We start from the raw sequence: 16,578 nt of genomic DNA, 5'->3' as shown, positions 1-16,578 counted from the left end.
TGGTTAATTTAGCGTTTTAATGCATGTCGCCCAAAAGTGACCTCGGTTTTGGGGGAATGACATGCATAAAAAGACCTAAAGCGCGTCGCGTGAATCCGTTTCAGCGCGACGCGCTTTAGCCGATTGCGGTCGCCGAAACCTGATGCCGCGACGTCTCGATCGCCGAAAACCGTTTCAGAAACGCGTTCTGCGCCCAGGTCACCGAACGTGGCGTGAAATCGAAGCGGTCGGCATTGAAGCCGCGCGGACGGCCGAAGAACTCGGTCGCCTCGGCGGTCGAAAAGCCGGCGAGCAGCGTTGCCTCGAAATAGGCGGCGATCTGGTCGGCGCGCTTGATCTCCTTGCGCAGCGCAGCACTTGGTTCCGGAGGCAGCGAGAAGCGCAGATGGATGGCGCGCTGCAGCCGTAACTCACAATCCTTGTAGCTGCCGCCCATCACCGATTTGAACGGCGAGATCATGTCGCCGATGACATATTCGGGGGCGTCGTGCAGCAGGGCCGCCAGCCGGGCGTCGGCCGAAGCCTCGGGCACCAGGTCGCAGAACAGCGCTTCGACCAGCAGCGAGTGCTGGGCGACCGAAAACGCATGCTCGCCGCTGGTCTGGCCGTTCCAGCGGGCAACGCGGGCGAGCCCGTGCGCAATGTCCGAAATCTCGATGTCGAGCGGCGAGGGGTCGAGCAAATCGAGCCGGCGGCCCGACAGCATGCGCTGCCAGGCGCGTGCCGGCGCGCCGACGCGGTCGGCCGCCATCAGGCCTCCTCCGCGCTGACGGCTTCCTGCGGGAAGGCGAATTTTGCCCAACCGGGAATGGCCAGCGTTAACGGAACGTCCCCGGCCATGATCGGCTGGCCGGCATCGAGCGCCGCCTTGACCCGGTCGATGCGCGCAATGGCCAGACCGGTCGTGTCTACGGTCGAGCCGAGCGTGCCAACCGGCCTGCCTGCGACGGTCAGCTCGGTGCCGGGCGCGGGCAGGGGCCTGTCGGCCGATGCAATCAGCACGCGCCGCCTGGCCGTGCCGCGATGCTGCATGCGCGAGACGACCTCCTGGCCGACATAGCAGCCCTTCTTGAAGCCGATGCCGCCGGTTTCGTCCAGCAGCACATCGTGGGGGAAGGCGTCTCCGAGTTGGTAGTCGCTGCCGCTTTCGGCAATGCCGCCGACAATGCGGAAGGCTTGCCACGCGGCAAGATCGCCGGGCTCATCCGTTTCGCCATAGGAACGCGTGACGGCACCCTTCGGAAAGCGTGTGTCGGCGGCCGCCGTTGAATCAGATTGTGAGGGTGTTGATTCATGTCCCCACGCGACGGTGACAAACGCCTGATCGGATTTGGTAATCTCGACCTTGGCGCGCAGTTTGTAGAGCGTCAGCCGGCGTACGAAATCGTCCGATATGTCGGCACGGCATTCGAGCCGGAATGCATTCTCGCCGGTGCGGGAGATCAGGAAATCGAACAGGATCTTGCCTTGCGGCGTCAGCAGCGCACCGGGTTTGGCTTCGCCGGGAGCCAGGATGTCGAGATCGGTGGTCAGGATGTTCTGCAAAAAATGCTCGGCATCCGGACCTGATACGGAAATGAGGGCGCGGTCTTTGAGCTGGGCACAGGGCATGGGCGGAAAAGCAACCTGATCTTGCAAAATGGTCGGCCTTTACGTAAGCCGCTGGCACTCCCCCCGCAAGAGAGCATGGCCATGATCTACGACCTCATCCTGACAGGCGGCACAGTGGTCAACCATGACGGCGAAGGGGCTCGCGACATCGGCGTGAAGGACGGGCGCATCGCTGCCATCGGCGATCTCCGCCAGGCCTCGGCCGGCGAGACGATCGACTGCCGCGGCCTGCATATCCTGCCGGGTGTCGTCGACAGCCAGGTGCATTTTCGCGAGCCGGGACTGGAGCACAAGGAAGATTTGGAAACGGGTTCGCGCGCTGCCGTGCTTGGCGGCGTCACCGCCGTGTTCGAGATGCCCAACACCAATCCGCTGACCACCAGCGAGGCAGCGCTTGCCGACAAGGTCCGGCGCGGCACGGGGCGCATGCATTGCGATTTCGCCTTCTGGGTCGGCGGCACCCGCGAGAATGCCGGGGATGTCGGCGAGCTTGAGCGGCTGCCGGGTGCGGCCGGGATCAAGGTTTTCATGGGCTCGTCCACTGGCGACCTGCTGGTCGAGGATGACGAGGGCGTGGCGTCGATCCTGAGAAACACGCGCCGGCGCGCCGCCTTTCATTCGGAAGACGAATTCCGGCTGCGCGAGCGCCTTGGCGAACGCATCGAAGGCGACCCGGCATCGCACCCTGTCTGGCGCGACGAGATCGCCGCCTTGCGCTGTACCGAACGGCTGGTACGCATTGCGCGAAACGCCCGTGCCCGCATCCATGTTCTACACATCTCGACCGCCGAGGAGATTGTGTTCCTCGAACAACACAAGGATGTCGCGACCTGCGAGGCGACGCCACATCATTTGACGCTGAGCGCCGACGACTATCTCAGGCTTGGCACGCTGATCCAGATGAACCCGCCGGTGCGTGCCGCGCGCCATCGCGATGGCGTCTGGCATGGCATTGCGCAAGGCATCGTCGATGTGCTCGGCTCCGACCACGCGCCGCACACGCTGGCCGAGAAGGCAAAGCCCTATCCGGCCTCACCGTCGGGGATGACCGGCGTGCAGACGCTGGTGCCGATCATGCTCGACCACGTCAATGCCGGCCGGCTGACCTTGCAGCGCTTTGTCGACCTGTCTAGCCACGGCCCGCAGCGGATCTTCGGCATGGCGAGAAAGGGCCGCATCGCTGCCGGCTACGAGGCCGACTTCACCATCGTCGATATGAAGCGGCGCCAGACCATCACCAATGCGCAGGCCGGCTCGAAAGCCGGCTGGACGCCTTATGACGGGAGAGAAGTGGTCGGCTGGCCGGTCGGCACCGTCATTCGCGGCCGCCGCGTGATGTGGGAAGGCGAGATCGCCACGCCAAGCCAGGGTAGGGCGGTGGAGTTTTCTGAGGCATTGCCCCGCTAGGCTCCCTACCCCCGTGGGTGGGAAGAGCCGCTCTCAATCCCCGGCGACGAAGAATGACCACTGTCCGCTAGGGGTGATACCGACGCGATAGAAAATATAGGCGCCGAACTGCTTCATGTCGTCGAAATCGCCAGCGGTGACGATCTTGAACAGTTCGACCCGCTGCTTGGCGTCCAGCTTGTCCAGCGGGAGGGCGAAGAAATACGGCCACACATAGAGCTCTTGTGGCGTGCCGGCATCGAGGTGGACGTAGCCGGCATCAAGCACCTCCTCCAGGATGGCCAGGATTTCCTGGCCGTCCGGGTCTCCCGAGAGGCCCTTGAGGAAGGCGACGGCATCGCCATCAATGTCGGTTAGGGACAATTGCGTTGTGTTGTCGCCCGTGCCGATCAACGGCCGCAACTTTTCGATATCGCCGCCCTTGCAGGCTTCGACGATCAAATCATGCATGCGCCGCACTGGTTCCGGCAGCTTGCCGAGATCGTAGATGACCTCGGGCACCGGCGTGTCCGGATCGACGCGTGGCCTGGTCACGCCGCCATCCGCCGGACTGTCCGGCTCGGCTTCGGCAGGAGCAGTCGGCTGGCTAGACGGCGGCGGCGTCCCGACCGGGTTGGGCATTGGCACGGTGCTTCCGGGGGGCGACATGTCGTCGGCCGGCGGCGTGACCGTCGGGGGGAGCTCTTCGCGCTTGATTTCGCTCAGCGCATAGGCGGGGCTGCTCGCGAGACACACAACCAGGGGAATCGCGGCACAGCAAGCGGCGAAAGAGATGCGAAGGACCAAGCCACGCGGCTTGCCTGACATCGAAAAACTCACTGCCCGTTTCTCCCTGCTTACGGGCATGACGCCCGAGCGGCATATTGCCGTCAAAGAACCGGACGTCGGTTCAGTGCCGCAGCCGTTCAGGTTCGAAGGCGCCAGCAATCACCTTTTCACGCATACGGTCGAGCAGGGCAAGGGCCGAGGTCTCGCCATTGGCACGCAACATCTCGCCGAAGGCTGTTTCGAGCGCTGCTTCGGCAATGATCTCGGGCTCTATCCCGGCGGAGAGACCTTCCGCCCAGGCCTCGCTGTGGCTTTCCACGGCGGTCAAGCGTTTTTCTTCCCTGACCAGCGCGTCGATGTCGTTGACACCATGTTCCATAAGCGAATGTCCACCCTTTCAAGCTGCGATCCATTGATGTGGATCAGGCCTGATCTGTTCATTTCACACCCAGGGACAATTAAGTATTTGTAAATACGACATTTTTTTGATCGTCTTTTACAAAGCCCGATTGCCTTGTGCGAAACTGCGTTCAGTTCGAGTCAAACTTAGCCGATTGGGGCGGCCTGCGGGGCGAAAACCTTCAGTTTGAGTTAATTCCGCTTTCGCGCGGTAGGGTTTCGTTAATACTGTTGCAGAAGTGCAACATGAGGATTGCACCAAGATATCGCCTGGCACAAGCCGATATATCGGCTGTACCCAGCAATGGTTCGGATAGTTGTCGATGAGCGAGTGCCTAAAGCGCGCTGCGTTTGAACGGATTCAGGCGAGGCGCTTTAGGTTTTCGTTTTTATGCGTGTCGTTCTCCCAAAACCGCAGCCACTTTTGGGCGACATGCATTAGTTGCCGTAACGCGAGGCGATGTCGCGAGACAGCGTCTCGCCTTCCTTCATGTAGCGGCTGATGGCTTCGGTCGCCGAGGGCGTGCACCTCGTATAGGTGCCGCCGAAGGAGCGGTAGCCGCGATTGAAGCTGGCAATGAAGCGGGCGCGCCGCTCGGCGTCCGGATTTTCCGAATCGAGCAGTTTTGTCATCTCGACACGCCACTGGTCGCCCTTTTCGCCGCACAGATTGCGCAGGAAATGCAGCGAGCCCAGAACCTCCGCCAGCCGCATCAACCCGGGCTCGAACGGCGACTCGGCGCTGAGCGCGGGCCGTATCGAAACGGTCGCGCCGACCGCAAGACACACGGCGAGGAGCATGGATGGACGATTCATAAGCCTTCTCTACCAGCTGCGTGGCTCTGCTAAACAGCATAAGTCTTTGTGGCGAAACAATTTGTGGCCCGCAAGTTGATTTCAGGACAGCAGTCCGGCGTTTCCGCCGGGGGCCAACAAGTCTTCGGCGACCGCGAATACCGAGCCTGCCAGCGGCAGCGCCGCCATCTCGCTGAGCGTATAGAAGGCCGCCGTCTCCGCATCGTCGCTGGCCACGGCCTCGCCGCCGGCATAGGCGGCGCCGAAGACTGTGAGGAGATAATCGACCGGGTGGCTGTCATCCCGGCCGTCGATGCGGATTTCCCGCAGCGGGCGATAATTTGTGGCACGCAAACCGGTTTCTTCCTGAAGTTCGCGCTCTGCCGCTGCCTCCAGCGTCTCACCAGGTTCGACCTTGCCGCCCGGAAAGGCATAGAGCCCTTGCGACGGTTGCCGGGCTCGCTTGACCAGAAGCACGGTGTCTGCCCGCACGACGGCGACCGAGACTGCCGGAAGTATTTTGCGCGCTTCGTTCATGGATTCCCAATCAGGCTGAAGGCCGGTCAGTTGTGGACCGGCCAGCGTGGACAAGTTTTAGCGGTTGCGCAACGCCGGTTCCATCGCCACTTTCAGAAGCCGAACCTTTCGAAGGGCACCAATCGACCATGTGCGGACGTTTCGCCTTGACCGCGACGCCGGATCAGACCGCTGCCTTTCTGGACGTGGCGGGGCTTGAGGATTTCCCGGCGCGCTACAACATCGCCCCGACGCAGCCGATCCTGATGGCGGTCGCCGGCCCTCCGCAGGCGCCGGGCTCCAATCTGCCGGACCGGCAGCCAATGCTGGTGCGCTGGGGGCTGATCCCGACCTGGGTGAAGGATACACGCGAGTTTCCGCTGCTGTTCAACGCGCGCTCCGAAGGGGCTGCCGAAAAGGCGTCGTTCAAGGCCGCCATGCGCCATCGCCGCGCTTTGGTGCCGGCGTCCGGCTTTTATGAATGGCGGCAAACCGGTGGCAAGAAGGGGCAGCCTTACTGGATACGCCCCAGGCATGGCGGGTTGGTTGCCTTCGCCGGGCTGATCGAGACCTATGCCGAGCCGGGCGGTTCGGAAATGGACACCGGCGCCATCCTGACCATCAACGCCAATGCCGACATCGCGCATATCCACGACCGCATGCCGGTGGTGATCGACCCCAGGGATTTCGCCCGTTGGCTGGATTGCCGCACGCTCGAACCGCGTGATGTCGCCGATCTGTTGCGGCCGGCTCAGCTCGATTTCTTCGAGGCAATTCCGGTCTCCGACCTCGTCAACAAGGTCGCCAACACCGGACCGGAGATTCAGGAGCGGGGCGAGATCGGGCCGGAGCCCGAGAAGGTCAAGCGCCAGAAGTCCGGCGCGGACGACAGTCAGATGACGTTGTTCTAGCAGAGGGCGCGCGCGTCGGCGCCTTCATTTCTGGCGCCATTGGCGCCGGCCGCCCACCCCTTCAGGCAGCGCGGGGCGAAACGATCTTCTGCGCCGGCTTTTTCTTCTTGGCGGTATGGAGAAGGGCGGCGACGATCGCGGCCGGGCCGATTGCGCGATAGTGGTTGGCCAGCGCCGGCTGCTTGGCGCGGTTGGCTTCCTGCTTGGTTCGGGGCATGTCTCTCTTCCCTGGTAACATTTTCGTGTCTGCGTTTGATGGCCGATTCTGACCAAATCGTGACGCCTGCTGATCTAGCCGGCGAATGTTTCATGACTGTGCCGACATGTTTAATAAAATGTTTCAGTGCATCATTACCTGTGACCCAGCGACGGTTTTGCCGAAACTTGCGACTTGACGGCAACACAAGCCAAGGCGATAAAGCCGCCCATGAAAACGTCTTTCGCCATTTGTGGCATTTGCATTATTGGCTAGCCTCGCGCTGGTCCGGACGTTTTCGCCTCATCTCTCCCCAGATTGGACAAACGCCCCGGCCAGCAGGCTGGAGCCTGATTTGCGTTCGCGCAGGGCTGGCTTCGTCGAATTGAGTTCTGAACCGGGAAGGCACGAATGTCCGACGCATCGCAGGGCCTGCGCCTCTACAACACGCTGACGCGGACGAAAGAGGATTTCGTCCCGATCGATCCGCTGAACGTGCGCATGTATGTCTGCGGCCCGACCGTCTACGACTTTGCTCATATCGGCAATGCCAGGCCGGTGATCGTCTTCGACGTGCTGTTCCGCTTGCTGCGCCATCTCTATGGGCAGACGCACGTCACCTATGTGCGCAACATCACCGACGTAGACGACAAGATCAATGCGCGCGCTTTGCGCGATTTCGGCGGCGAGATCGCTTCCGGCACGCTGTCGTTGAATGAGGCGATCAGGCGGGTCACCGAAAAGACCGCCGACCAGTTCCACAGCGACGTGGCGGTTCTCGGCTGCCTGGAGCCGACGGTCGAGCCGCGCGCCACCGAATTCGTCGAGCCCCGTGCCGACGGCAAGGTTGACATGATCACCTTGATTCAAAGCCTGATCGAACGCGGCCATGCCTATGTTGCTGCGGGCGAAGTCCTGTTCGACACGGCGTCGATGCCCGACTACGGCCAGCTGTCGAAGCGCAATCTCGACGAGCAGCAGGCCGGTGCTCGCGTCGCCGTCGACGCGCATAAGAAAAATCCCGGCGATTTTGTCCTCTGGAAGTTGTCGTCACCGGAGGAGCCGGGCTGGAATTCGCCATGGGGCAGGGGTCGGCCGGGCTGGCACATCGAGTGCTCGGCGATGTCGGCCGCCTATCTCGGCGAGGTCTTCGACATCCATGGCGGCGGCCTCGACCTGATCTTCCCGCACCATGAAAACGAGATCGCCCAGTCGCGTTGCGCCCATGGCACCGAAATGATGGCCAACATCTGGATGCACAACGGCTTCCTGCAGGTCGAAGGGCAGAAAATGTCGAAGAGCCTCGGCAACTTCTACTCGATCAACGAACTCCTGGAGACCGAGACCTTCGGCGGCCGCAAATGGCCGGGCGAGGTGCTGCGGCTGGCGATGCTGATGACGCATTATCGCGAGCCGATCGACTTTTCCGTGCGCAAGCTGGAAGAGGCCGAGAACACCCTGCGAAAATGGAAGCGGGGGGCCGACCTCGCGCCGACGGCGGCGGGACAGGTGCCCGTGGAGATCATTGACGCCTTGTCGGACGATCTCGCCACCTATGCCGCCTTCCAGGTCCTGACCCAGTTGGCCGGCGAGGCAATGGACGGCAACGATGCCGCTGCATCGCTGAAGGCGTCGCTGCTGTTCCTCGGCTTCGACGTCGCGTCGGCGAAGGTTGATGAAGGCCACGTCGGCAAGGCCATCGCCAAGCGTCTCGCGTTCATCGCCGCCAAGAGCTGGGCCGAAGCCGACCGCATCCGCGACGACCTGCTGGCCCAGGGGATACAGTTGAAGGACGGCAAGGATCCGGTCACAGGCGAACGCATCACCACCTGGGAGGTAAAAAGATGATCGATCATCTCGGCATCAACGTTGCCGATTTCGACGCTTCGAAGGCTTTCTATGACAAGGCGATGGCGCCGCTTGGTGCCGCGCTGTTGTATATGGTGCCGCTGGAGTACACCGGCGGTAAAAAGGTCGGTGGCTACGGTCGCGATCGGCCGGTATTCTGGCTGCAGGAAGGCAAGGATGGTCAGAAGGCCCATCAGCACGTCGCCTTCACCGCGCGCAGCCGCGCCGAGGTCGAAGCCTTCTATGCTGCGGCGCTTGCCGCCGGCGGCAAGGACAATGGCGGGCCGGGCCTGCGCCCGCACTATCACCCGGACTACTATGGCGCCTTCGTCCTCGATCCCGACGGCAACAACGTCGAGGCCGTCTGCCATGCGCCGGAGTGATCAGCGATGAGCCTCGACAACCGACCGATCTATACCGGCGGCTGCCAGTGCGGCGCGGTGCGCTTTCGCGTTGAAGGCGCTTTGGGCGACGCTTCGGTCTGCCATTGCCGCATGTGCCAGAAGGCGTTCGGCGCGTTCTACGCGCCGCTGGTTTCGGTGCGTGGCGCCAGGCTCGACTGGACGCGCGGCGAGCCGAAATACTTCCGTTCGTCCAACCATGTCGATCGCGGTTTTTGCGCCGATTGCGGCACGCCGCTGACCTTCACCGCGCCGGACGGGGTTGGCCTCGCCATCGGTGCGTTCGACAATCCAGCGGAGATCGTGCCGCTGATTCAATGGGGGATCGAGGCAAAGCTGCCCTATGTCGACTCGATCCCGCAACTGCCGGGCGAGGACACCATGGCCGACATGTCGTCGGCCTCCTATCTGGCCGATCTCGTTTCCTACCAGCACCCCGACCACGACACCGAACAATGGCCGCCAAAGGAAAGATCATGACCGATCAGGTAAGAACCGGCGGCTGCCAGTGTGGCGCCGTGCGCTTCCGCGTTCATGGAGCGCTCGGCCGTCCGTCCATCTGCCATTGCCGCATGTGCCAGAAGCAGTTCGGCTCGTTCTTCGGCGCGCTGGTCACGGTGCCCAGAGATGGCGTCGAATGGACCCATGAAGAGCCGAGTTACTTCCAGTCGTCGGTCAACATCGATCGTGGTTTCTGCGCCCGCTGCGGCACGCCGCTGACATATCGGCAGCCCGGCGGGCTGGAAATCGCGATCGGTGCCTTCGACGACCGTTCGGACCTGGCACCGCAGATCCAGGTCAACTATGCCGCGCGGTTGCCCTGGGTGGAGACGATCTTCGATCAGCCCGTCCACCAGGATCCTGATTATTACAACAGGCAGGAATCCATCATCTCCTTCCAGCACCCAGACCATGAAACGCCGGACTGGCCGACCAAAGGTTTACAACTATGAGCAGTCAATTGCGTACGCTTTATCCCGAGATCGAGGCGTTCGATTCCGGCATGCTCGATGTCGGCGACGGCCACCAGGTCTACTGGGAGCGTTCCGGCACTAAAGGCGCCAAGCCGGCGGTGTTCCTGCATGGCGGGCCGGGCGGCACCATTTCGCCAAAACACCGGCGGCTGTTCGACCCGAAGCTCTACGATGTCATCCTGTTCGACCAGCGTGGCTGCGGAAAATCGACGCCCAACGCCTCGCTCGAAGCCAATACGACATGGCACCTGGTCGCCGACATCGAACGGCTGCGCGAAATGGCCGGCTTCGACAAATGGCTGGTGTTCGGCGGCTCCTGGGGGTCGACGCTTGCGCTCGCCTACGCCGAGACCCACCCAGAACGCGTCAGCGAACTGGTGGTGCGCGGCATCTACACGCTGACGCGTGCGGAACTGGAATGGTACTATCAGTTCGGCGTCTCGGAAATGTTCCCGGACAAATGGGAGCGCTTCCTGGCGCCGATCCCGGAGGCCGAGCGCAGCGACATGATGGTCGCCTATCGCAAGCGGCTGGTCGGCACGGATCGAAAGGCGCAGATCGAGGCGGCCCGCGCCTGGAGCCTGTGGGAAGGCGAAACGATCACGCTGTTGCCGGAGCCTGAGACAAGCGGTCCGTTTGGGCAGGACGACTATGCCGTCGCGTTCGCCCGCATCGAGAACCACTATTTCGTCCATGCCGGCTGGCTGGAAGAGGGACAATTGCTGCGCGACGCGCACAGGCTGAGCGACATCCCCGGCACCATCGTCCATGGCCGCTACGACATGCCATGCCCGGCGCGCTATGCCTGGGCGCTGCACAAGGCCTGGCCAAAGGCGGATTTCCATCTGATCGAGGGCGCCGGCCATGCTTATTCGGAGCCGGGTATCCTCGACCGGCTGATCCGCGCGACGGACAAGTTTGCAGGCAAATGACCATGACCCGCGAGCGCCTCTATCTCTTCGACACCACATTGCGCGATGGCCAGCAGACGCCGGGCATCGACTTTTCCGTCGAGGACAAGATCGCCATCGCAAAACTGCTTGACGCTTTTGGCCTCGACTATGTCGAAGGCGGCTATCCCGGCGCCAACCCGACCGACACCGCCTTCTTCCAGGAGAAGCGCACGGAGCGCGCCAAATTCGTCGCCTTCGGCATGACCAAGCGGGCAGGGGTGTCGGCGTCCAACGATCCCGGCCTAGCGTCTCTTGTGCAATCGAAATCGGATGCCATCTGCTTCGTCGCCAAGAGCTGGGACTACCACGTCCGTGTCGCGCTCGGCTGCACCAATGAGGAGAACCTCGATGCCATCAAGGCCTCCGTCGAGGCGGCGATCGCCGCCGGCAAGGAGGCATTGGTCGACTGCGAGCATTTCTTCGATGGCTTCAAGGCCAATCCCGACTATGCGCTGGCCTGCGCCAGGACCGCCTATGATGCCGGGGCGCGTTGGGTGGTGCTGTGCGACACCAATGGCGGCACGCAGCCATCGGAAGTCCGCGCCATCGTCGAGAAGGTTATTTTATCAGGCATTTCAGGCGATCATCTCGGCATCCATGCCCATGACGACACCGGCCAGGCCGTGGCGAATTCCCTCGCCGCTGTCGAGGCTGGCGTGCGCCAGATCCAGGGCACGCTCAACGGCATCGGGGAGCGCTGCGGCAACGCCAATTTGATCTCGATCGTGCCAACGCTGGCGCTAAAGCCGGCCTTCGCCGATCGTTTCGAAACTGGCATTTCGGCTGAGGCGCTGACAGGCATTTCCAGGTTGTCGCGCGCATTCGACGAACTCCTGAACCGAGCGCCAGAGGCGCAAGCGCCCTATGTCGGCGCTTCCGCCTTCGCCACCAAGGCCGGCATTCATGCCTCCGCACTGGCCAAGGAGCCGGCGACCTACGAGCACGTCCCCCCCGAAACGGTCGGCAACCGCCGCCGTGTCATGGTCTCGGACCAGGGCGGCAAGGCCAATTTCCTCGCCGAGCTGAGGCGACGCGGCATTGAGGTGCCGAAGGACGATCACCGGCTCGACGCGCTGATATCCGTGGTCAAGGAGCGCGAGGCCGAGGGCTATGCCTATGAAGGCGCCGATGCCAGCTTCGAACTCCTCGCCCGCAAGATGCTGCACGGCCTGCCGGAATTCTTCAACGTCACCTCGTTCCGCTGTATGGTCGAGCGCCGCTTCGACGCCAACGGCCAGTTGAAGACGGTCTCCGAAGCGATCGTCAAGGTGGTGGTCGATGGCGAGGAGAAGATGTCGGTGGCCGAGGGGCATGGCCCGGTCAACGCACTCGACATCGCGCTGCGCAAGGACCTCGGCAAATTCCAGGGCGAGATCGCCGACATGGAGCTGGCCGACTTCAAGGTGCGTATCCTCAATGGCGGTACCGAGGCGATCACCCGCGTTCTGATCGAATCGCATGACGGCACCGGCGCGCGCTGGTGGACGGTCGGCGTTTCCGAGAACATCATCGACGCCTCGTTCCAGGCGCTGATGGATTCCATCGTCTACAAGCTGATGAAGAACCGCGAGATGGCCGGACTGGTGGCCGCCGAATAGGGTTGAACCATCAGCGAAAGTCCATTGATCCATCAGAACTTTGCGATGGTCTTGCCAAGGTGACTGGGCCATAGCGTTGGCCCATGGCCACTGAAGCAATTACCCTGGATGCAGAGTCCAAGGCCCGGCGCGGCTTTCTGCTGGCGCTCGGCGCCTATCTGCTATGGGGATTGCTGCCCTTCTACATGAAGGCGGTCGCTCATCTGCCGCTCGCGGAAGTCATTGCCCATCGCATCGTCTGGTCGGTGCCGATCGCCGCCGCCGTTCTGATCTGGGCCGGCCGCACGGCGGATTTCAAGGCGGCGCTTCGTTCGCCGCGCACCATCGCCATGGCCGCGCTGACGGCGGCGCTGATCTCGGTCAACTGGGGCATCTATGTCTGGGCGATCGCGGTCGACCGCACCGTCGAAACCGCGCTCGGCTACTACATCAATCCCCTGGTCAGCGTCGTTGTCGGCGCGCTGCTGCTCGGCGAGCGGCTCGACCGGCTGCAGATCGCGGCGGTGGTGCTGGCGGCCGTCGCCGTCGCCGTGCTGACCATCGAAGGCGGCAAGCTGCCCTGGGTGTCGTTGGCACTGGCGTTTTCCTTCGCCGCCTACGGCTTCTTCCGCAAGACGCTGCCGATCGGCCCGAGCCAGGGATTTTTGCTCGAAGTCCTTCTGCTGTCGGTGCCGGCACTTGGCTACATAGTCTATCTCATCGCGACCGGACAGGACCACATCGTATCCAGCAGTGGCACGGATACGGCGTTGCTGATCGGCTGCGGTCCAGTCACATCGGTGCCGTTGTTGCTGTTCGCCTTCGGCGCCAAGCTGCTGCGGCTGTCAACCATCGGCATCATGCAATATATCGCGCCGACCATGGTGTTCCTGATCGCCGTTCTGATCTTCGACGAGCCTTTCGGCACCATCCAGGCCATCGCCTTTGCGCTGATCTGGGCGGCTTTGGCAGTCTATTCCTGGTCGATGTTGACGACAGCGCGACGCGCCGCGCCGCAGCCCGCACGGTAAGGGGGTTCGATGTACCTGCTGCATATCGCCAACAAAAATTATTCCTCATGGTCGCTGCGGCCCTGGGTGCTGATGCGCGCGCTGGATATCCCATTCGAGGAACGGCTGACGCCATTCCCGACCGGATCGAGCTGGGATCTGTACCGTTCCTTCTCACCGAGCGGCCGCGTGCCGTGCCTGGTCGACGACGGCTGGGCGGTCTGGGATTCGCTGGCCATCGTCGAATATCTGGCCGAACGCCACCATGGCGTGTGGCCCGTCGAAGCCAAGGCGCGCGCCTGGGCGCGCTCGGCCGCCGCCGAGATGCATTCGAGCTTCACCGCATTGCGCAGCGCCTGTCCGATGAGTTGCGGCGTGCGGGTAGAGCCGTTTCCGATGTCCGATGCGCTGAAGCAGGACCTCTTTCGCCTCGGCGACCTCTGGAATGATGGTCTTGCTCGTTTCGGCGGGCCATTTCTGGCGGGCGCTCATTTCACCGCAGTAGATGCTTTCTTTGCCCCGGTGGCGTTCCGCGCACAGTCTTATGGGCTCTCCTTCGAGGGTGCGGCTGCAGCGTATCCGGCGCAGTTGCTTGCTCTGCCGGCGATGCGCGAATGGCATGCGGCTGGGCTTGCCGAGACCTGGCGCGAGCCCGATCACGAAGCGGAAGTGGCCGCCGCCGGCACCATCATCGAGGATCTTCGCGCCACTGCGTGAAAGCTGCCGGCGGGTGCTACATCTGTCCGAGCCGCCTGACAAAGAGATAGGTCGCGCCCGCGATCACCATCGACACAGCCGTCACCACCCAAAAGCCCATTGGCGTGTCGACCAGCGGCAGGCCCCCAACGTTCATGCCGAACAGGCCTGAGATGATGGTCATCGGCAACAGCACCGCCGTCATCACCGACAGGACGTACAGCAGCCGGTTCGACTGCGTCGTCAGCTTTGCCATAAGCTCGTCCTGCAATAGCCGGGCGCGCGCCTGCAATTGCTCGCCGTCATAGTGCAGCGTCTGCGCCCGGTGTGAAAGGCGCGCGGCCATGTCGTTGATGCTGTCTGGCAGGTCGTTGCGGTGCGAATGATCAAGGTGACGGAACAGATTGGTCAGCGTCGCCATCTGCCTGTGGATCACCACCAGATGCCGGCGCGCGTCGACCAGGGATTGCCGTTCATTGTGCCATGCGTCGCAGACGATACGGTCTTCGATGCCGTCGAGACTGTCGCCGAGTGCCGCAAGTTCCGCCACCATGCCATCGAACGACTGGCCGACGACAGCCTCGATCAACTCGGCTGGCGAGCGGAACTTGCGCGATCCATTCTCGATCGCCTTGCGGATGTTGTCGACCGACTGCAGCGGTTGCTTGCGGGCGCCGACCAGCATCGTGTCATTGAGCGCGAAGCGGAAATGGCCAAGCCCGCCCGCTTCCGCCGAATAGTCATGGCGCAGGTCCGGCAGATCGCCATAGAGCCAGTCGTCCTCGAGGTCGATGTGGCAGCCATGGCTGGCGGACAGGAAAGCTTCACGCGCCGGTGCCGGCAAAACCCGATCGGCGCCGATTTCGTGACGGGCCCGCATGTCGGAAAGCTGGTAGCTGCGCCATGTCCAGTGCGCGGCGGCGGCGTCCCTGGTTCGCACGCCCTCAGCGGTGAAGTGATAGATGAAGAACAGTCCGTGCTCGTCGGGCAGGTAGGGCGAGAGATCGGTGCCTTCCGGGGCGAGAGTGATGTCCATGGGCGGTGCCAGATGCATGTTCCGAAGATGGCGCCGCACGGCGGCTGCCTGATACTGATTCCTAGCACGCGCGAAGCCGGTTTCGTGTGACGGTTTCTTGACAGCCGATCACAGTCTGTCGATCCCCGTGTCAATCCGGGGGTGACGCCTTCGTCACCCCCGGATGTGCCCTGTCAGTGCTTCGGGCCGAAGCCGGGGTAGGGCTTGAGGGGCACGATTGCGGCAATGTCCATCATGCCGGCCTTGACCAACGGCAAGGTGGCGAGGTGGCCGCGAACCTCAGCATCATCAGCAGCCTCGAGCATCATGCCGCTGCCCGGGATGTCGCCTCGGTTCCACACCTGACGTACCGCCCCTTCGGCGTAGAGCGTGCGCCGCTGTTCGGCTTCGCCGGGCAGAAGTGGAGCGAAATCGGCATCGGTAAATTTTTCGGTGTTGCGAGCGAGAAGGGCAAAGAACTGCATGGCGGTCTCCTTTGGTTGGGATGGCCGATTATCGCTTTTGGCTGGTCAGACAGTCCAAGACTGATTAGGATAAAGTTGAGACCCAAAGGGACTTGAGCCTTGGAGGAGAAATGTTCGACCTGCGCCAGCTCCGCTATTTCGTCACGGTCGCCGAAACCGGAAATGTCGGGCGCGCAGCCGAAATGCTGCATATTTCCCAATCGCCACTCAGCCGGCAGATCATCCAGCTCGAGGAGCAGTTGGGTGTTTCCCTCTTTGAGAGGTCGAAGCAGCGGGTCCATCTCAACGCCGAGGGCCGCGCCTTCCTCACCGAGGCCCGCGCGCTGCTGTCCAATGCGCGACGTGTGGAGGAGTTCGGCCGCAACCTGGCCAGCGGCGCCGTCGGCCGGCTCGCCATCGGCTATGTCGAAGGGGCCGTTCATGCCGGGCTTGTCGCCGGGATGCTGCGCCAGTTCCGTCGCGACCGGCCGGATTTCCACCTGCAGCTGAGAAGCCTGCGCTCGGCGGCGCAGTTGGAAGGGCTACGGCAGCGGTCGCTGGATCTGGGCTTTGTCTACTCGCCGCCACCCGATGATGATCCGGATGTCGCCGCCATGGCGCTGCGGCATGAGCCGCTGGTGCTGGCGATCCCCGAAGATGACCCACTCGTTGAAGTGCCAGAGATCGGGCCTCACCATCTTGACGGTCGCACCTGGATCACCGTCGTGCGCCAGCCGGACGACACCAATCGCGGCCAGTTCCTTGCCGCCTGCGCCAAAGCCGGCTTTTTGCCCGACATCGCCTATGAGACGGCGGACCCGCTGACCTCGCTCGGCCTTGTCAGCGCGGGTCTCGGCTTGGCGACGGTGCAAGCCAGCCTGCGTGCCGCTGCGCCGCCGCGGATCGTGTTTCGCGACCTGCCGTGGCTCGAGCGCACGGTTTCACTCCATCTCGCCTGGCGGCGTCATGACCGGCGCGCGGTGATTGCCGATTTGCGGCAGGCTGCGGCGGAGTAGGGGAATAGGGGAGTAGGGGAG

Annotated in this window: 20 protein-coding genes; 11 read left to right on the top strand and 9 right to left on the bottom strand. The window is 63.0% G+C overall.

The genetic code is table 11. The features are described 5' to 3' along the window. Positions 1-115: 115 nt before the first annotated feature. The gene (locus EOC83_RS22035) at positions 116-751 is read right to left on the bottom strand and encodes an HD family hydrolase (RefSeq protein ID WP_013532569.1); all 636 of its coding nucleotides are present in this window, start codon (positions 749-751) and stop codon (positions 116-118) included. Next, complete coding sequence (locus tag EOC83_RS22030; RefSeq protein WP_013532568.1) at positions 751-1,611, bottom strand: folate-binding protein YgfZ; 861 nt, start codon at positions 1,609-1,611, stop codon at positions 751-753. The genes EOC83_RS22035 and EOC83_RS22030 overlap by 1 nt, the downstream gene beginning before the upstream one ends. Positions 1,612-1,686: 75 nt before the next feature. On the opposite strand from EOC83_RS22030, the gene EOC83_RS22025 reads away from it, so the two are divergent. Then, entirely contained in the window at positions 1,687-3,018 is a 1,332-nt protein-coding gene (locus tag EOC83_RS22025; protein WP_063167701.1) for a dihydroorotase, read from the top strand. Positions 3,019-3,051: 33 nt separating this feature from the next. Here EOC83_RS22025 and EOC83_RS22020 read toward each other — a convergent pair whose 3' ends face one another. From EOC83_RS22020 to EOC83_RS22005, 4 genes are all read right to left on the bottom strand, one after another. Beyond that, positions 3,052-3,837, bottom strand: a complete 786-nt coding sequence (locus tag EOC83_RS22020; protein ID WP_027162675.1) for a hypothetical protein — start codon at positions 3,835-3,837, stop codon at positions 3,052-3,054. Between the two features lie 70 nt (positions 3,838-3,907). Beyond that, positions 3,908-4,165 carry a hypothetical protein gene (locus tag EOC83_RS22015; RefSeq protein ID WP_008874920.1) on the bottom strand — a complete coding sequence of 86 codons (258 nt, stop codon included), beginning with the start codon at positions 4,163-4,165 and terminating at the stop codon, positions 3,908-3,910. Positions 4,166-4,623: 458 nt separating this feature from the next. Further along, the gene (locus EOC83_RS22010) at positions 4,624-5,001 is read right to left on the bottom strand and encodes a TIGR02301 family protein (RefSeq protein ID WP_013532565.1); all 378 of its coding nucleotides are present in this window, start codon (positions 4,999-5,001) and stop codon (positions 4,624-4,626) included. An 81-nt stretch (positions 5,002-5,082) separates the two neighbouring features. Then, positions 5,083-5,517 (bottom strand): NUDIX hydrolase, encoded by a 435-nt coding sequence (locus tag EOC83_RS22005; protein ID WP_013532564.1) that lies wholly within the window; start codon positions 5,515-5,517, stop codon positions 5,083-5,085. Positions 5,518-5,645: 128 nt separating this feature from the next. On the opposite strand from EOC83_RS22005, the gene EOC83_RS22000 reads away from it, so the two are divergent. Next, positions 5,646-6,407 carry an SOS response-associated peptidase gene (locus EOC83_RS22000; RefSeq protein ID WP_013532563.1) on the top strand — a complete coding sequence of 254 codons (762 nt, stop codon included), beginning with the start codon at positions 5,646-5,648 and terminating at the stop codon, positions 6,405-6,407. 61 nt (positions 6,408-6,468) lie between these two features. Here EOC83_RS22000 and EOC83_RS21995 read toward each other — a convergent pair whose 3' ends face one another. Then, complete coding sequence (locus EOC83_RS21995) at positions 6,469-6,624, bottom strand: hypothetical protein (protein ID WP_013532562.1); 156 nt, start codon at positions 6,622-6,624, stop codon at positions 6,469-6,471. A gap of 390 nt (positions 6,625-7,014) precedes the next feature. Here EOC83_RS21995 and cysS point away from each other — a divergent pair, with 390 nt between their 5' ends. The 8 genes from cysS (at position 7,015) to EOC83_RS21955 (ending at position 14,083) form a co-directional block, all read left to right on the top strand. Then, positions 7,015-8,451, top strand: a complete 1,437-nt coding sequence (gene cysS / locus EOC83_RS21990; RefSeq protein WP_013532561.1) for a cysteine--tRNA ligase — start codon at positions 7,015-7,017, stop codon at positions 8,449-8,451. After that, on the top strand, positions 8,448-8,834 hold the full coding sequence (locus EOC83_RS21985; RefSeq protein WP_013532560.1) for a VOC family protein: 387 nt from the start codon (positions 8,448-8,450) through the stop codon (positions 8,832-8,834). The genes cysS and EOC83_RS21985 overlap by 4 nt, the downstream gene beginning before the upstream one ends. Before the next feature lie 6 nt (positions 8,835-8,840). After that, positions 8,841-9,332, top strand: coding sequence for a GFA family protein (locus tag EOC83_RS21980; RefSeq protein ID WP_013532559.1), 492 nt, complete (start codon positions 8,841-8,843; stop codon positions 9,330-9,332). After that, complete coding sequence (locus EOC83_RS21975; protein WP_013532558.1) at positions 9,329-9,805, top strand: GFA family protein; 477 nt, start codon at positions 9,329-9,331, stop codon at positions 9,803-9,805. The genes EOC83_RS21980 and EOC83_RS21975 overlap by 4 nt, the downstream gene beginning before the upstream one ends. Then, complete coding sequence (pip, locus tag EOC83_RS21970; RefSeq protein WP_013532557.1) at positions 9,802-10,758, top strand: prolyl aminopeptidase; 957 nt, start codon at positions 9,802-9,804, stop codon at positions 10,756-10,758. Before EOC83_RS21975 ends, pip begins: the two co-directional genes overlap by 4 nt. After that, on the top strand, positions 10,755-12,377 hold the full coding sequence (gene cimA, locus EOC83_RS21965; protein ID WP_174299068.1) for a citramalate synthase: 1,623 nt from the start codon (positions 10,755-10,757) through the stop codon (positions 12,375-12,377). Before pip ends, cimA begins: the two co-directional genes overlap by 4 nt. Positions 12,378-12,460: 83 nt before the next feature. Beyond that, the gene (gene rarD / locus EOC83_RS21960) at positions 12,461-13,387 is read left to right on the top strand and encodes an EamA family transporter RarD (protein ID WP_013532555.1); all 927 of its coding nucleotides are present in this window, start codon (positions 12,461-12,463) and stop codon (positions 13,385-13,387) included. Between the two features lie 9 nt (positions 13,388-13,396). Further along, the gene (locus tag EOC83_RS21955; RefSeq protein WP_013532554.1) at positions 13,397-14,083 is read left to right on the top strand and encodes a glutathione S-transferase family protein; all 687 of its coding nucleotides are present in this window, start codon (positions 13,397-13,399) and stop codon (positions 14,081-14,083) included. A 16-nt stretch (positions 14,084-14,099) separates the two neighbouring features. On the opposite strand, the gene EOC83_RS21950 is transcribed toward EOC83_RS21955, so the two are convergent. Beyond that, positions 14,100-15,098, bottom strand: a complete 999-nt coding sequence (locus tag EOC83_RS21950; RefSeq protein WP_063167702.1) for a transporter — start codon at positions 15,096-15,098, stop codon at positions 14,100-14,102. Between the two features lie 173 nt (positions 15,099-15,271). Then, positions 15,272-15,562 (bottom strand): muconolactone Delta-isomerase family protein, encoded by a 291-nt coding sequence (locus tag EOC83_RS21945; RefSeq protein WP_013532552.1) that lies wholly within the window; start codon positions 15,560-15,562, stop codon positions 15,272-15,274. A gap of 110 nt (positions 15,563-15,672) precedes the next feature. On the opposite strand from EOC83_RS21945, the gene EOC83_RS21940 reads away from it, so the two are divergent. Continuing rightward, positions 15,673-16,557, top strand: coding sequence for a LysR substrate-binding domain-containing protein (locus EOC83_RS21940; RefSeq protein ID WP_013532551.1), 885 nt, complete (start codon positions 15,673-15,675; stop codon positions 16,555-16,557). The last annotated feature ends 21 nt before the right edge of the window (positions 16,558-16,578 follow it).

It is taken from the genome of Mesorhizobium sp. Primo-A, from assembly GCF_003997175.1.
Taxonomy (GTDB): Bacteria; Pseudomonadota; Alphaproteobacteria; order Rhizobiales; family Rhizobiaceae; genus Mesorhizobium; species Mesorhizobium ciceri.
This window is presented reverse-complemented; position numbering and strand designations above follow the sequence as displayed.

What these genes read in the sequence shown, in the direction of transcription:
- EOC83_RS22035 (WP_013532569.1), bottom strand. Translation starts at nt 751, where the DNA reads ATGGCGGCCGACCGCGTCGGCGCGCCGGCACGCGCCTGGCAGCGCATG.
- EOC83_RS21975 (WP_013532558.1), top strand. Translation starts at nt 9,329, where the DNA reads ATGACCGATCAGGTAAGAACCGGCGGCTGCCAGTGTGGCGCCGTGCGC.
- EOC83_RS21940 (WP_013532551.1), top strand. Translation starts at nt 15,673, where the DNA reads ATGTTCGACCTGCGCCAGCTCCGCTATTTCGTCACGGTCGCCGAAACC.
- EOC83_RS22025 (WP_063167701.1), top strand. Translation starts at nt 1,687, where the DNA reads ATGGCCATGATCTACGACCTCATCCTGACAGGCGGCACAGTGGTCAAC.
- EOC83_RS21945 (WP_013532552.1), bottom strand. Translation starts at nt 15,562, where the DNA reads ATGCAGTTCTTTGCCCTTCTCGCTCGCAACACCGAAAAATTTACCGAT.
- EOC83_RS21980 (WP_013532559.1), top strand. Translation starts at nt 8,841, where the DNA reads ATGAGCCTCGACAACCGACCGATCTATACCGGCGGCTGCCAGTGCGGC.
- EOC83_RS21995 (WP_013532562.1), bottom strand. Translation starts at nt 6,624, where the DNA reads ATGCCCCGAACCAAGCAGGAAGCCAACCGCGCCAAGCAGCCGGCGCTG.
- cysS (WP_013532561.1), top strand. Translation starts at nt 7,015, where the DNA reads ATGTCCGACGCATCGCAGGGCCTGCGCCTCTACAACACGCTGACGCGG.
- EOC83_RS22015 (WP_008874920.1), bottom strand. Translation starts at nt 4,165, where the DNA reads ATGGAACATGGTGTCAACGACATCGACGCGCTGGTCAGGGAAGAAAAA.
- EOC83_RS22010 (WP_013532565.1), bottom strand. Translation starts at nt 5,001, where the DNA reads ATGAATCGTCCATCCATGCTCCTCGCCGTGTGTCTTGCGGTCGGCGCG.
- EOC83_RS21985 (WP_013532560.1), top strand. Translation starts at nt 8,448, where the DNA reads ATGATCGATCATCTCGGCATCAACGTTGCCGATTTCGACGCTTCGAAG.
- EOC83_RS22005 (WP_013532564.1), bottom strand. Translation starts at nt 5,517, where the DNA reads ATGAACGAAGCGCGCAAAATACTTCCGGCAGTCTCGGTCGCCGTCGTG.
- EOC83_RS22000 (WP_013532563.1), top strand. Translation starts at nt 5,646, where the DNA reads ATGTGCGGACGTTTCGCCTTGACCGCGACGCCGGATCAGACCGCTGCC.
- EOC83_RS22030 (WP_013532568.1), bottom strand. Translation starts at nt 1,611, where the DNA reads ATGCCCTGTGCCCAGCTCAAAGACCGCGCCCTCATTTCCGTATCAGGT.
- EOC83_RS21955 (WP_013532554.1), top strand. Translation starts at nt 13,397, where the DNA reads ATGTACCTGCTGCATATCGCCAACAAAAATTATTCCTCATGGTCGCTG.
- cimA (WP_174299068.1), top strand. Translation starts at nt 10,755, where the DNA reads ATGACCATGACCCGCGAGCGCCTCTATCTCTTCGACACCACATTGCGC.
- pip (WP_013532557.1), top strand. Translation starts at nt 9,802, where the DNA reads ATGAGCAGTCAATTGCGTACGCTTTATCCCGAGATCGAGGCGTTCGAT.
- EOC83_RS21950 (WP_063167702.1), bottom strand. Translation starts at nt 15,098, where the DNA reads ATGGACATCACTCTCGCCCCGGAAGGCACCGATCTCTCGCCCTACCTG.
- rarD (WP_013532555.1), top strand. Translation starts at nt 12,461, where the DNA reads ATGGCCACTGAAGCAATTACCCTGGATGCAGAGTCCAAGGCCCGGCGC.